This window comes from Pelotomaculum terephthalicicum JT, from assembly GCF_022410535.1.
Taxonomy (GTDB): Bacteria; Bacillota; Desulfotomaculia; order Desulfotomaculales; family Pelotomaculaceae; genus Pelotomaculum_D; species Pelotomaculum_D terephthalicicum.
This window is the reverse complement of sequence record NZ_JAKNBL010000058.1, coordinates 1-14,354: the sequence shown is the minus strand read 5'-3', so window position 1 is coordinate 14,354 and position 14,354 is coordinate 1. Positions and strand designations below refer to the sequence as shown.

The window sequence follows — 14,354 nt, the reverse complement described above, 5'->3', positions numbered from 1 at the left end:
CTACGGGCTCCTTCCATCCCGCCTATACCGGCAGTTTCAAAGAAGTTAATAAATTTCCAGTAAAATATGTGGCCAAGTGCTGCATTTTAAATGGCCGAAAATGCTGTATTTTTATTGACCGTTCACATCACTCTATATGTTGTTTATTACTCACCTTTCGCACATAGATAAAACTTTAAAATATACAATATATGTTATTGATAATAACCTGTAACCTATGCTATGCTAAAAAAAAACAAATGAAAGGAGTCTCAAAAGTGAGAGTAAGAAACAAAGAAGAACTAGTAAGAATGAGCTTTGAGGATGCTTATCATGCCGCCTTTATCGAGGCAAATAATGATGAACCAAACAACATAAAATATGTTGTTGACCTTCGCAACGGGGAATACACAATGGCACCTAATGGAGCAGAGCTTGCGGCAATTTTAGACTTATCGCTAAATTACAGAATTTGTAAAAGAGTTAACCGTTATGGGGATTTACCGCAGAATTAGTAAAAGGGTTACTTGTTATGGGGGAATAATAGGTATTAACCCAAGCCAATTGTTTCTCTCAGGACATATGATAAGGGTATGTTAAAGGCCAGCTCAGACTTGCCGAGAGTCAGAGTCTGGCCTGATTCATTTTCCTTAAATCGGTCAGCTGAAAGTTCATCATTATATATGGAATAATCAATAAAAGGAAAAATCACCCATCTTCGTTCCATTCAATATTCCATGATTGACATAAAAAATATTATCAAAAGGAGTGTTTAATATTTCGCATATTTTCCCCGCCTCTTTAGGACTAGGGCTTATTTTTCCATTTTCTATCTTGGCAGCATATGATTCAGGTAAACCAGCTGCCCTTATAATGCTACTCGGTGTAAACCCTTTACTTGAAAGAAGCTCCTGGAAATACTTTGGATCGACTAGCATGATTCTCACTTTCAACACCACCATTACTGTAATACTCTTGGCTTTTAAATTCATATTAGCATACCTTGTTAGCACATACAAGCACTTTTCATTAGATAGTTCATGCAGTTTCAGGTAAAAACACCTTCTCCCATCCTTCGGGCCTTCTTTCTGCATTCCCATCTTGAGTAGCATAACAGGGTTCTGCCGTTTAACATTACACAAGTTCGTCTAATTTAATGACTTCAATCCCGCCGTCCAGCTGAAACCATAATAAGGATAACTGGTTGACATGTCTAGAACAGGTCTTCCTCGGCCGACATCTCAGGAAGGCTTCTACCCGGATCCGGAACGGGCCGACCGGCACTGTCGCATCCAACTCCAGGAACAGGGTCTTGAGACCATTTTTTCTCAAGTATTTGGTTATGGCTACGATGTCTGCTTCATGCGGGTCACAGAATTTCTGTACATAACAATGACTCCCTGCGCATTCCACTCTCTTGCCAGTGACAGAATGTGCGGCAGCCTGTCGCGATTGGGCCAGTCTTTGGTCGGGCAGCGGGGGCGGTCAACATATCTGGCGGCGATGGCAGCCAGTCTGTCCTCACCGGGCACAACACTGTTCCAGAAGTAACGGCTGCCGGTGCAATGATCCTCAATGACAAAGGTTGCGCCAACAGATTCGCACATTTCCATAAATATACGGTCGTCATTCTCACTGCCGACGATCATCAGCCTTGTACCGCACTCAAGTTCAGGCACTGTGTTTTTCAGGCGTTCAAGCAAGCCGGTGTCATTAATCTTCTTACCTACCCATTTTCCCACAGCTTCTTTAAACTTTTTCAACTCAGCAGCCAGATAACCCATTCATGAATTTTTTCCATCCTTAAATCCCCCCTGAATTGTTTGGACTTGCCTTCCTAAGTCAGTTTGCACTGCCGCAGATCTATTACCAGCTTTCAGAAACCCATACCTCCTTTCCAGATAGCCGCAACAATTCTATAACTCAACCACAACCTGCTGAAGCAGGTTGGTTGGTAATAGCCGCTAAAGCGGCTTAAAAATCTCCCCGCGTAAAATTATCTGCCTTCTGAGATATATATCGCTCATTGCATTAAAAGGGTGTCTCTTAACCATAAAAAGACTTCCATAAAATGGAAGAAGAGCCTGTTTGCCGTGAGATATATCCTTTAGGCAAAAAGGCTCGGAGAAATTTTCAATTTTAATTTTATAACACGCAATTCTTATGCCCAATCAATCTCCGATTTTACATATCAAGAAAGATCACCTTAGGGCAACACATTGCCAATCCGACCTGCCAGGCAACACCTTTCCACATTTCAGGAAAACAGATATCCGTCCAATGATCTTGCGCAAGGTATGGACACATGTGCGTTTAAGAAACTACTTTTCTAAAAAATCTGTCAGAAACATGTATGACAATCACACAATGTATGATAAAAAGTATTTTACTGTGAGGTTCGAGGCCTACTAGTGGTAGGCACCATACCATAATATCTTTTACCAGCATGTAGCTACCACCTCTCGCTTCAGATTATATGATGTGTCCTTTAAACAAACATTGTATGTTTCCGGGACATAAAAAGGCGTGAAGATAAACACTTTATTCAGCCATTAGAATGTAATTCAGTAAATAAAAGTCATTCCTGGCAACTATATTTTGTCATTAGACAGCAGCTTGTCTATATAAAGTATCTTCTACGCAGTGCAAGAGATTCCTTCCTAAATAGTAAATTTTTGTCCGGTAATCATACACCGTGTCCTCCGTGGACAAAAAATTAATTGTTAATCCGAAAGAACTTCATTATAAGCGGAACTATCTGCCGGTAATTTCCAGCCGGAAATTGTCTTTCAGCTTTTTTCGACGGCGCTTTTGCAGCACTGATCTTTTAACAGAGCGTCTTTCGGAATGCAGGGAGCAAGGTTTAATGGCATAAAAATTGCAGCAATTATTGCAATAATTAGTAAAATAAATAAAATTAATTATTTTATATGAGGGTGATATGCGATATATCCCCTTTATTAAAAAAAAGGAGGAAATAGGATGCTTCGTTTACCGGTAGTCCCCGCTGAGTTTAACGTCACCACTTATCTAATGGACAGGCACTTAAAAGAGGGTCGTGGAAACAATGTGTGCATTTACTATGAAGACGAAAAGATCACCTACGCCGAAGTTGCGGAAAGAGTTAACCGCCTTGGCAACGCCCTGCTTAATTTAGGTATTGAGAGGGAAAACCGTGTTTTGCTCTGTATGCCGGATATGCCGGAATTTTTCTATAGTTTTCTGGGCGCAATGAGGACGGGAATAGTGCCGGTGCTCCTTAGCACCATGGCTATAGCAAAAGATTATCTTTACTTCGTAAACGACAGCCGCGCCAAAGCAGCGATCGTCCACGAGAGTGTGTTGCCATTATTTATGGAAGTAAAGGATCAATTCAAGTATTTGAAGCACATGATCGTAATCGGTAATGCGGGCCCCGGACTATTAAGCTTCAGTGAGATTTGTAAAGAAGCATCCCCTGACCTGGAAGCTGCCGACACCAATAAGGACGATCCGGCTTTTTGGCTTTACAGCTCCGGCACCACCGGCCAGCCAAAGGGTATAGTACACCTGCAGCACGACCTCATGTATCTGAACGGGCACTGTGATGATGCAGTACAAGCGACTCCGGAGGATATTTCATTCTCGATTTCCAAGATGTATTTCTCTTATGGCCGCAACAACTCGTTTGACACTGTATTGTTGAGCGGCGGGGCGGTGGTCCTGTTCCCGGGCATGCCGAAACCGGAAGCAGTGGTCGAAGTGGTCAGAAAGTACCGGCCCACCCTCTATTACGGTGTGCCGAGTTCCTATATGGCCTTGCTGGCCCTTATGGATAAAGGTGTAAAAGGTGTTGACTATGACTTTTCTTCGGTGAGGGCATGTGTTTCGGCAGGGGAAGCTCTGCCCAGGGTTATATTTGATCGCTGGAAAGAATTGTTTGGCATCGAAATCTTAGATGGCCTCGGCTCGAGTGACGTAGGCGCGATTTATCTTTCTGCCGTGCCCGGGGCGGTAAAGCCTGGTAGTCTGGGCAAACTTCTTTCCAATTATGAAGGTAAGTTATGCGATGAGGAAGGGAACGAAGTGCCCAGGGGAGAAACCGGCAACCTGTGGATTAAAGCTGAAGGCACGGCGCAATGCTACTGGAACAAGCACCAAAAGAACAAAGAATGTTTCATTGGTGAGTGGTTTATTACCGGTGACAAGTTCTATCAAGATGAAGACGGCTACTATTATGGTGTCGGCCGCGCTGATGATATGCTGAAGGCTGGCGGCATCTGGGTGTCACCCATTGAAGTCGAAGATGCAATTCTGCACCACCCGGCGGTGGCAGAGTGTGGTGTTGTTCCGGCAGCCGATACGGATGAGTTGGTTAAACCAATGGCTTATGTGGTCCTTAAAGAAGGTTATGAGGAATCTCCCGGGCTTGTTAAAGACATTCAGGATTTTGTGCGTAAAAATATCGCCCACTACAAGTACCCGCGCTGGATCAAATTTGTTACGGAACTGCCGCGTACAGCAACCGGTAAAATCCAGCGCTATAAACTGCGCGAGAGAGTGAAGATCGAGGGCGTTAATTAATATACCGCAAAAGTAATTTAAGCAAAACCAGGTAAAAACAAAAAGTTATCATTGGCTGTAAATTAGTGGCGCTGGTTAGCACTTGAAAAAGCCGAAGATGCGATATTGAGAGCGCGGGCATAATTGCCCGCGCCATCCTTCACTTAAGGGCATGGTTATTTAAAGGAAGCCTGAATAATTGTATCTATGCGGTTTCACTGGTTATATGACGCTATTTAAAAAAGAATTAATCTAATAAAATGATTTTTATATGACGTGTTAAATTAGTGGACTCAAGTGGTCTTTAAATTAACACATTACATATGTTTAAATTAGGAGGTTTTATAAGTTGTCCGTTACGAAAGAAACTAATATAGAGAATAATGAATATATATTGCAACTTATTTGTAATTTCGCCCCAATGATCCAGGATATGGTTCCCCTGGACTGCACTATTGGTGTGGCGAATAAGGAGAAACATATTCTTTACCTTCCTGGAAAGGATCTTAATTTACATGCCGACGAAAAACCGGTTGTGCCGGGAAGTGGTCTGCATAAAGCCATTACTACAGGTAAGGTGATAGACACTGTTGTGCCAAAGGATGTTTACGGTGTTTCTTTTAAGTCAAGAGGTATGCCTTTAAGGGATAATAATGGCAATATAGTAGGAGCGATAGCTTTTGGCATCAGCCTGAAAAATCAGGAAGAGTTGATGGACGTGGCACAGTTGGTTGCGTCTTCAACGCAACAGACTTCAGCTACTATTGAGGAACTTGCCTCGTCTGCTCAACAACTGGCAAGCAATCAAGAAATCCTGCAGACTCTGGGCAAGGACGTGTTGGAACAAGTGAAGAAGACCGATTTGATCCTGGGTTTTATCCATGAAGTGGCGGATACCTCGAACCTTTTAGGCCTAAACGCTGCAATAGAAGCAGCCAGGGCCGGAGAACATGGCCGGGGTTTTTCGGTAGTAGCCGAGGAGATTCGGAAACTGTCTGTAAAAAGTGCCCAGGCTGTCAAGGAAATTAGGGATATCCTTGCCAACATAAATAAGAACGTATCAATAATGGCTGAAAAAGTTGTTGATGCTGCGGCGTTGAGCGAGGAACAGTCAGCGGCTACCGAAGAAATCTCCGCCAGCATGCAGGAACTGGCTGTATCGGCAGGAAAGCTTGAAAAAATTGCTGTAATTATTTGATTATGATAGCCCTGGCTATCATATTTTGCGCCGGTCATAGCGAATTTACCATGTCCCAGCGTTTTCCGTAAATCCGAATAATTTCTTCATCGGTCAGTTCTAAATCAGTTGAGAGTAATGCTAACCATTTTTTCGACTTGTTCTTGAGTGATGAATAAGAAAAGGCGTGTGGTTTTTCCATACGCCTTTCGCTTTATTGGGATATCGCTAGGATAATCTTGTTAATTTAAAGCAACTTCAACTTTTCATATAAAGCTGACCGGCTTATACCCAATATTTTTGCTGTTTTGGATTTATTTCCGTTTGTGGCTTGCAACGCTTTAAGAATAGTATCTTTTTCAATATCCGATAGTGAAAAACCATCTGCCCCACTTTCAGCAATGCCATTGTTATTAGTAACACCCAAATCTTCCAGACGAATAGTTTTGTCTTTACAGAACAATATGGCCCTCTCTATCACATTTCCTAATTCTCTGATGTTGCCGGGCCAATCATAACTTAGTAAATAGTGCATGGCATCTTTGGAAATTCCCTTGATATGTTTATTATTTGCTTTGCTGTGTATCTCAATAAAATAATCGACTAAATTTGGGATATCTTCAGAATGAGCACTCAATGGCGGAATATTCAACGATATAACTTTTAATCTATAATATAAATCTTGCCGGAATTTACCTTCGTGATAGAGCTTTTGAAGATCTTGATTCGTCGCGGCAATGATTCGAATATCAATTTTTTTAGGATGCAGCCCTCCTACCCGCATAACTTCTTTTTCTTGAATAATGCGCAGCAGCTTGCTTTGAAGCGGCAGGGGCATATCGCCGATTTCATCTAAAAAAATAGTGCTTTTATCCGCTAATTCAAACTTGCCCGGCTTGCCGTGCTTGCTTGCGCCGGTAAAAGCTCCGCCTTCATAGCCGAATAGCTCTGATTCGGCTAGTTCAGTTGGTATAGCCGCGCAGTTTATGTTAATAAACGGCTGATACCACCGGCTACTGGCATTGTGAATAGCCTGCGCAAACAATTCTTTCCCCGTCCCGCAGCCTCCTGTAATAAGAATGGTGGAAGCGGTTTGTGCCGCCATTAAGGCCAGTCTTTTAAGTTTTTCCATTTCGCTGCTTTCGCCGATTATTGAATCTATGTCATATTTAGTGCCGTTTATTTTGTAAAGCTTTTCATGGCTGTCTTTGTTTGCATATTTCATTTTTGGGGGATCCTCTTTGAGCTTGTCACGGTAATATTTTTCGATGTGGTCAAGCAAGTAACAGACGATAATATCGTCCGTAAAGAAACCTATGGGGCTTCCCTGAAGATCAACGACAGGTGTCTGACTGATATGTATTTTACGCAACCATTGATTAAGTTCGGAAAAATTATTAAATCGCTTATCTTCTCTAAAATAAATAATATCCGTTATGAAATGTCCTGATAATTCAGTATCAATATTTATTCCATTTAATAAGCAATCAAATAAGTTTGAACGTGTGAACATCCCGATGAGCCTGTTATTTGAATCAACTATGGGGATTGCGCTATGCCTTGTGTCCCGGAAAATGCTAATAGCCTCGCGTATTTTACTGTGAGGTTCGAGGCTTACAGTGGTAGGCACCATAACATCTTTTACCAGCATGTAGTTACCACCTCTCGCTTCAGATTATATGATGTGTCCTTTAAACAAACACTGTATGTTTCCGGGACATAAAAAGGCGTGAAGATAAACATTTTATTCAGCTATTAGAATGTAATTCAGTAAATAAAAGTCATTCCTGGCAACTATATTTTGTCATTAGACAGCAGCTTGTCTATTAAAGTATCTTCTACGCAGTGTAAGAGATTCCTGCCTAAATAGTAAATTTTTGTCCGGTAATCATACACCGTGTCCTCCGTGGACAAAATCTTAAAAAAAAAATTACTCGTAGGACGCGAGAGGAACAAGATTTGCAGTGCCTATTAGTAATGCCTATTATATAGCGGTTTAATACACAGACTTTTCTGACATACATGATTTTTCTTAACAATTTGGAATTTGGAAAATTGATTTGTTAAAGGAGGTGAGATTATGGCATAATTATTTACCATCTATTGCTATAATATCAATTGCATTGTAAGGGCGCAAAGACAAAGAACCGTTAGCGAAAGGATGTTGAGTGGGATTTATATTAAAGTAATTGCATAACATAACGGCTGTATTTCTGCTTTTAAGTTTGAGACAACTTATGAATGAAAATCTATACTTTTAATAATAAGGGGGATATTATATGTCAGGTCCAGCGATGGGGGCAATGTTTGTTATTTTGCTCTATTTAGCCCTTACCCTTAGTATAGGGATATATTCGGGCAGGCAATCCGCGAAGTCATCTGAAGGCTATTTTTTAGCTTCAAGAGAACTCGGTCCTTATGTAATGTTTTTTACGCTGTTTGCAACCAATATCAGCGCCTTTGCCTACATGGGCGCCCCCGGCGGGGCTTATCACCTGGGAGTAGGCTTCTTCGGGTATCTGGCGACTACTACAAGCCTGGCAGCCGTGTTTTTCTACGTAATTGGCTATCGTACCTGGCTGCTTGGCAGCAAGTATGGATATATGACGGCACCTCAACTTATAGGGAAGATATACAACAGTAAGGGTGTAACCATGGTTATGTTACTGGCGCTGTCGGTCTTTACCATAGCGTACATGCTGTGTCAGCCCATCGGGGCCGGTTACGTGATCAACGCAGTAACCGGAGGCGCCGTGCCCGCCTATGTCGGCGTGTTAATGGTTTTGGTATTTATTACAATTTATGTTTTTTGGGGTGGGTTAAAGGCCACTGCCTACGCGGATTTATTACAAGGGTCCATAATGATGATTTGTGTTATGCTGGCGCTTATTTTAGTTACTTTAAAGCTCGGCGGCCCTTCAGCAGCAGCTCAGAGTTTGATGACTGCCAATCCGGAGCTTTTTGCGAGAGGGAACTTTTCAATTGAGCAATGGATCAGCTTCGGTCTGGTTATCGGCCTGGGCGTGCCTGTTTTCCCGCAGCTTTTTACCAAGTACCTGGCGGCCAAAAGCTCGGATTCTTTAAAGACAACCATGACTCTTTATCCGCTTGCCATGATCTTGATCTATATTCCGGTGTTATTCCTCGGCGCGTTCGGAAATATAGTTTTCCCGGGTCTTGAGGGTAAGGCGTCAGATGCAATAATTCCGATGCTTTTAGAAAACTATTACGCACCGTGGATCGGAGCCCTGGTTTTATCGGCTGTAATAGCCGCCATTATGTCGACTATTGCCTCTCAATTAATTACCACCAGCACAATGTTATTAAAAGATCTTTATATTCCATATATAAACAAGAATCTTAGCCCGCAAAGAGAAGTGTTCGTTGGCCGTGTGTTTATCTTCTCTTTGGCCCTTTTGACTTGTTACATCGCCCTTAGTCCGCCGGCGGCAATATTGACTATTGTAACCTGGGCCTTTACCGGATATGCCGTATGCACCCCGGCAATTTTGGCCGCTCTGTACTGGCGGAGGAGTACCGCAGCCGCTATTATTTGCTCGGTGCTGGCGGGCGAGGGAGTATTGGTGCTGTTTATGTTGGGTATAATTCCGGCGTCTGTTCTTGGCAATTGGCAAGCTTGTGTCCCGGCAATTACAATAAGTACGCTAGTATTAATCGTGGTGTCTTATTTAACCAAATCCGGTGAAGAGGAAAGACGTTCGATTGATGAAAAACATGATTTTTTGGATACCATTTTCAAGGCTGAAAACGCATAGGGTACAGTAACTAGCTGAAAGAATGATTAGGTGTTTGAACTATTAAAAGGAGGCTGCCCTTTATGAATGGGAAAGTTACATTTTGGTTTATCATGATGTTCCTGCCTTTTTTACTCTATGTGGATTTTTGGCAGTGGAACACAATTTACCCGATTGTATTTGGCTGGATCCCCTGGCACGTGTTTTACCAAGTACTTCTTAACATTGCGATGGTTGTGATGTTTGCCTGCTTTTGCAAGTATCATTGGCCCAAAAATCACTTTAAAGATTAAATTATTAAATTTCACAGAACTCCTGGTTTAATCCAACGCTCCAAGAACAGGACCGCTCAGGTGGTCCTGTTCTTTTTTAACCGGGCTTGCCAACGCGTAACGAAGATTGCCCGGACGTGACTTTCGTTTTGGGGCGGTGCTTAAACTGTAGAATAAGCGATAAAGAAACCAGGTTTGCGCATTATCCCGGCGTGGAAAAACTGCGGGCCGGGGCCAAGGGCGAGTATACCGGATACTGTTGCTCGGCTCGGTACGGTATTAATGATGCTGAAAAAATTGGTAGACAAGGGGACGGTTCTTTTATCAGATTTACGTATTTGGTGAATAATACACAATTGAATTTCTGTTTGTGAAAACACTGTGCTAATGGCCTCAGAAAACCCGGAAAGGCCGTCTTTACAGGCAATCAGGATATCTTCAACACCCTACTTTTTAGGTCATTACAGACACCGAGCCAGAAACCGGCGCTTTCATGTTCCCCAATCCAGATGCCTAGGATTTCTTTTTGACCGGCCATATTGATGCCTAGTTCAGGACGTCCGCCTGGGTCTTATCTTCTTTGCGCTCCATGTGTTTCCAATTCCCTCCAGGTCCTGGCAACCCGGCACAAGCACTTGATGGTCAAGATAAATCAAATCGCCCTGATAATAAACCTTGCTGCAGTTTCTGTATTCTTTGAATTTAAAGCGTTCTCCTCCCTTTGCCCTCCCGCAGGCAAAGATGTCTGAATACACAAACGCGGAACCACTTTTCAAAAAACATTCCGATACGGATTGAAAACTTGAACCGGCATAAGGAATATTGTCTCTTGTTTTTGTTACATTAATTTCCTCCCGGTATTTATTTAAATGGGCAATGTCTTTGGTCACGGCGTATTTTCTTGCTTCCTCCGTCAAGTAATCAGAAGCGTCCGCCAGGTCGTTGCCCAACTGCTTGAATTCTGTTCTTCTTTTTTCAGCGGTGTGTTCGGCATCAAGGCTGGAATTCATATATAAAATACTTCCTCCCAGCAATACTGCTATAAGAAAAAATATTCCCAGAATCAGGGTGCTAATCGTTGATTGTTTGACGCCTGTCTCTGATCTCACGTTCAATACCCCCAAAAAAAGCAAAGAAGCTGGTTTGCCACTTTGCAAATACAGCTACTTTGCCTTAAATTTTATTTTAAACCACAATAACAGCCTTTGCAATTGCCAAAATAAAGCTCCCTTGATTTTTCTCACCCGCCGGGAATTTGAGGGAAATTACGAAAAAAGACTGTCATTAACAAAATACTTGGTTTAATATTTAATCATCCGGTATTTTTACGGAGGCGGATAATACCGTAACTTAGCGGGAGATGAGCCTCTTGGAAATAATCCAAAAGAATAATCAGCCTGAAATATTGCTGGTGGAAGACACACCCGAACATATTGAAGCAGTTGTGGCGGTGCTGCGCGAAAACAGCTATAGAATAAGAATTGCCAAGAAATGGAGTGCCGCTTTGGAACTATTAAATCAGCATCTGCCGGACTTGATTCTATCGGATATTTACATGCCTGAAATGGACGGCTTTGAATTATGTAAAACTATTAAAAGCAATAGTGCTTTCAGCAGTATTCCCATTATTTTTTTAACTGTCAAAAACGATGAGAACAGTATCCGGAATGGATTCGAACTAGGCGCGCAGGACTACGTGGTTAAGCCTTTCAATACTTCCGAACTGCTGGCCCGTGTGAAAACACATATCAAACTGAAGCAGCAAACTGAATCGCTTCAAGAAGCTAATCGCGAATTAGACAGCTTTTGCTATACTATATCCCATAATTTAAAGACTCCTCTGCTGTCTATTGATAAGCTTATTGAATGCGCCGCTCAATGACAATTTCCAAATATGGCGGCAAGAGTTTAGCATGGTATAATCAAAAAAATAGAACTTGTGAGGTAAAATGCTTAACGAATTTTCAAGAACTGAATTGCTGATAGGGAAAAAGGGGATTGAGAAACTGGCTCAGAGCACGGTTGCCGTTTTCGGCATAGGCGGTGTGGGAACCTATACGGTTGAGGGGCTGGTACGCGCCGGTGTCGGCAAGTTTGTGCTGGTGGATGACGACTGTATTTGTCTGACCAACATCAACAGGCAGCTTCACGCCACCAGGGAGACGGTAGGCAAGCCCAAGGTCGAGGTGATGCGGGACAGAATCCTCGCGATCAATCCGCGGGCTGAAGTGGCCGCCCGCCGAACGTTCTATATGCCAGGACATGCCCCGGAGCTTGTCAAACCGGAGTACGACTACATCGTTGATTCAATAGATACGGTAACCGCCAAGGTAGACTTGATCGTAAACGCCAAACAGCGGGATATTCCTATAATAAGCTGCATGGGGGCCGGCAACAAACTTGACCCGACCAAATTTGAAATTGCCGATATATATGAGACTTCAGTCTGCCCCCTGGCCAAGGTGATGCGCAAGGAATTGAGAAAAAGGGGCGTGAAAGGGCTGAAAGTCGTTTATTCGAAAGAAGAACCGATCATACCCATGGAAACCGAAGGGTCCAGCTGCCGTTTCAACTGTATTTGCCCCAAGGGCACGACCAAAAAATGCACCGTTCGCCGCCAAATCCCGGGCAGTATATCATTTGTGCCTTCAGTCGCGGGTTTATTGATGGCGGGCGAGGTCGTCAAGGACCTGATTAACAGTAACTTTTGAGAGCATAGAACACGGCTCATATTTCTTTTCGGTGGTCATTTTAAATTTAGAAAGTACGATTATTGCTAAACCGGTTTTTTCCCTTAAATCCGCCGCCCCTCCCGTTGTTCTTTTTGCTGCTTCCGCTGCTATAGTATCCTCTCTCTCTTTGACCTGGAATTGCATTTTTATTCTGTCTTACTCTTAGTGGTCTCTCCTCGGTCAATATAACGGGAGTCTGGTCGAATTCTTTGGTTAAGACCTTCAACGCCGCCGCAAGAAGAGTAACCGGGTCATTTTCTTTCAGCAAGCCTTCCGCCAGCCCCTTGTAATTTCCGGTATCCCCGTTTTCCACGGCAAGCAGAAGCTTGTCAACAGCCAGACGCTGTTGCCATTCAACTGCCTCTTTAATCGTTGGTATAGGTTTCCGCGCTATTTTCCCTCCGGTCATATTTTCAATAACTCTTAAGTGCTGAATCTCCCGCGGCGTGACAAAAGTAATCGCTTTGCCTGCTTTTCCGGCACGGCCGGTGCGGCCGATACGGTGAACGTAGCCTTCTGGATCCTGGGGAACATCAAAGTTATATATATGAGTCACATCGCTGATATCCAAACCCCTGGCGGCAACATCCGTGGCTACAAGCACCTCAATAATGCCTTCTTTGAACCTGTGCATGACAAGGTCCCGCTTGGATTGCGCCAGATCCCCGTGGAGCGCTTCGGCTGAATAGCCGCGTTTGAGCAGTGCTTCAGAAAGCTCGTCAACCCTGCGCTTGGTCCGACCGAAAACAATGGAACGATCCGGCGACTGGATGTCCAGCAAGCGGCAGAAAACATCGAATTTCTGCTTCTCCTCGACTTCAATATAGCTTTGTTCAGTGTTCGGAACAGTAACCTGCCTGCCCTCAATCCTGATCACTGCCGGGTTTCTCATGAACCGCCGGGCCAGAGCCTGGATCGGGCCGGGCATCGTCGCGGAAAAAAGCAAGGTCTGGCGCTCGTCTGGAACTTCCCTGAGAATGGTCTCAATATCCTCGACAAAACCCATATTCAGCATTTCGTCAGCTTCATCCAAAACCACCATCCTGACCTGGTTGAGGCGGACTGTTTTTCTTCTCATGTGGTCCATGAGACGGCCGGGCGTTCCCACGATAATGTGCTGTCTATTCTTAAGCGCCCTGACCTGACGGGTAATATCCTGCCCGCCGTAAACCGGCAGCGTGCGGATACCCTTTACCTGGCCGATCTTGTTTAATTCCTCGGCCACTTGTATGGCCAATTCGCGGGTAGGGGTTATGACAATTCCCTGAATCTGTTCCCGCTCGACATCGAACAACTCAACCATAGGTATACCAAAGGCAGCAGTTTTACCTGTCCCGGTGTGGGCTTGGCCAATCAGATCCTTCCCCGCTAATCCCATGGGAATAGCCCTTTCTTGAATGGGTGTGGCTTCTTCGAAACCCATGTTATTAATAGTCCGGAGCACCGGACCGGTCAATCCAAAATCACTAAATGTCGCCAATCTTTTATCTTCCCCTTTACTAGTGTAATTTAACTGATAATCACTTTCATATTTAACTATAGTTAACTATAGCATACCCATTTAATTTTCTTTCTTATCCCACTGTAACGCTGTCTTACCACGAGGGCCATCTTTTCCATCAACATCATATAAAGAGCAAAGGGATTATCGCTATTCAAAGCAATAACCCCTTCAATGTCATAGCTTTTGGCGGAGAAAGAAAATTAAAACATCAATCATAATCTTTATTCTACACCATTTCCAGTTTTTGTGCAATATTTATTTAATTCGACCTTTTTGCTTTGTAAGCTTTTTTGGTTTTTCAGTCATTGCTCAAGCGTTCTCAATCCGGTGAATTGAAACTACTCTACATTAGATAATAGCCTAATTTTTTCATTGATTTAATAATTTGCCTCA

General features: G+C 43.3%; 11 protein-coding genes and 2 pseudogenes. 7 read left to right on the top strand and 6 right to left on the bottom strand.

From position 1 onward, the window contains the following. Positions 1 to 257 precede the first annotated feature (257 nt). Positions 258 to 494: a hypothetical protein gene (locus L9W92_RS17755; protein WP_240085079.1), complete on the top strand. Its 237-nt coding sequence runs from the start codon at positions 258 to 260 to the stop codon at positions 492 to 494. Between the two features lie 177 nt (positions 495 to 671). Here the strand turns inward: L9W92_RS17755 and L9W92_RS17750 are convergent, their stop codons facing one another. Next, entirely contained in the window at positions 672 to 1,121 is a 450-nt protein-coding gene (locus L9W92_RS17750) for a helix-turn-helix domain-containing protein (protein WP_240085078.1), read from the bottom strand. Beyond that, positions 1,114 to 1,592: pseudogene (locus L9W92_RS19475) on the bottom strand (2-hydroxyacyl-CoA dehydratase). Before L9W92_RS19475 ends, L9W92_RS17750 begins: the two are co-directional and overlap by 8 nt. 1,369 nt (positions 1,593 to 2,961) lie before the next feature. Between L9W92_RS19475 and L9W92_RS17735 the strand changes: the two are divergent. Together L9W92_RS17735 and L9W92_RS19065 are read left to right on the top strand one after the other, a co-directional pair. Next, positions 2,962 to 4,542: a benzoate-CoA ligase family protein gene (locus L9W92_RS17735; protein ID WP_240085075.1), complete on the top strand. Its 1,581-nt coding sequence runs from the start codon at positions 2,962 to 2,964 to the stop codon at positions 4,540 to 4,542. A 328-nt stretch (positions 4,543 to 4,870) separates the two neighbouring features. Beyond that, positions 4,871 to 5,719 (top strand): methyl-accepting chemotaxis protein, encoded by an 849-nt coding sequence (locus L9W92_RS19065; RefSeq protein ID WP_282442408.1) that lies wholly within the window; start codon positions 4,871 to 4,873, stop codon positions 5,717 to 5,719. Between the two features lie 226 nt (positions 5,720 to 5,945). Here the strand turns inward: L9W92_RS19065 and L9W92_RS17725 are convergent, their stop codons facing one another. Then, positions 5,946 to 7,349, bottom strand: a complete 1,404-nt coding sequence (locus tag L9W92_RS17725) for a sigma 54-interacting transcriptional regulator (protein WP_240085074.1) — start codon at positions 7,347 to 7,349, stop codon at positions 5,946 to 5,948. Between the two features lie 628 nt (positions 7,350 to 7,977). Between L9W92_RS17725 and L9W92_RS17720 the strand changes: the two genes are divergently transcribed. Continuing rightward, positions 7,978 to 9,474, top strand: a complete 1,497-nt coding sequence (locus L9W92_RS17720) for a sodium:solute symporter family protein (RefSeq protein ID WP_240085073.1) — start codon at positions 7,978 to 7,980, stop codon at positions 9,472 to 9,474. A gap of 62 nt (positions 9,475 to 9,536) precedes the next feature. After that, a complete protein-coding gene (locus L9W92_RS17715) occupies positions 9,537 to 9,746 on the top strand; it encodes a hypothetical protein (RefSeq protein ID WP_240085072.1) in 210 nt (69 codons plus the stop codon). A gap of 299 nt (positions 9,747 to 10,045) precedes the next feature. On the opposite strand, the pseudogene L9W92_RS17710 reads toward L9W92_RS17715, so the two are convergent. Then, positions 10,046 to 10,275: pseudogene (locus tag L9W92_RS17710) on the bottom strand (transposase); the annotation flags it as partial. 1 nt (position 10,276) lies between these two features. Then, positions 10,277 to 10,834, bottom strand: coding sequence for an urease accessory protein UreD (locus tag L9W92_RS17705; protein WP_240085071.1), 558 nt, complete (start codon positions 10,832 to 10,834; stop codon positions 10,277 to 10,279). Between the two features lie 251 nt (positions 10,835 to 11,085). Between L9W92_RS17705 and L9W92_RS17700 the strand changes: the two genes are divergently transcribed. Both L9W92_RS17700 and L9W92_RS17695 read left to right on the top strand, forming a co-directional pair. After that, the gene (locus L9W92_RS17700) at positions 11,086 to 11,607 is read left to right on the top strand and encodes a response regulator (protein ID WP_240085070.1); all 522 of its coding nucleotides are present in this window, start codon (positions 11,086 to 11,088) and stop codon (positions 11,605 to 11,607) included. Between the two features lie 67 nt (positions 11,608 to 11,674). Further along, a complete protein-coding gene (locus L9W92_RS17695; protein WP_240085069.1) occupies positions 11,675 to 12,436 on the top strand; it encodes a tRNA threonylcarbamoyladenosine dehydratase in 762 nt (253 codons plus the stop codon). 46 nt (positions 12,437 to 12,482) lie between these two features. Here L9W92_RS17695 and cshA read toward each other — a convergent pair whose 3' ends face one another. Continuing rightward, positions 12,483 to 13,937, bottom strand: a complete 1,455-nt coding sequence (cshA, locus tag L9W92_RS17690) for a degradosome RNA helicase CshA (RefSeq protein WP_282442407.1) — start codon at positions 13,935 to 13,937, stop codon at positions 12,483 to 12,485. Positions 13,938 to 14,354: the final 417 nt, after the last annotated feature.

What these genes read in the sequence shown, in the direction of transcription:
- L9W92_RS17700 (WP_240085070.1), top strand. Translation starts at nt 11,086, where the DNA reads ATGAGCCTCTTGGAAATAATCCAAAAGAATAATCAGCCTGAAATATTG.
- L9W92_RS17725 (WP_240085074.1), bottom strand. Translation starts at nt 7,349, where the DNA reads ATGCTGGTAAAAGATGTTATGGTGCCTACCACTGTAAGCCTCGAACCT.
- L9W92_RS17735 (WP_240085075.1), top strand. Translation starts at nt 2,962, where the DNA reads ATGCTTCGTTTACCGGTAGTCCCCGCTGAGTTTAACGTCACCACTTAT.
- L9W92_RS17720 (WP_240085073.1), top strand. Translation starts at nt 7,978, where the DNA reads ATGTCAGGTCCAGCGATGGGGGCAATGTTTGTTATTTTGCTCTATTTA.
- L9W92_RS17715 (WP_240085072.1), top strand. Translation starts at nt 9,537, where the DNA reads ATGAATGGGAAAGTTACATTTTGGTTTATCATGATGTTCCTGCCTTTT.
- L9W92_RS17695 (WP_240085069.1), top strand. Translation starts at nt 11,675, where the DNA reads ATGCTTAACGAATTTTCAAGAACTGAATTGCTGATAGGGAAAAAGGGG.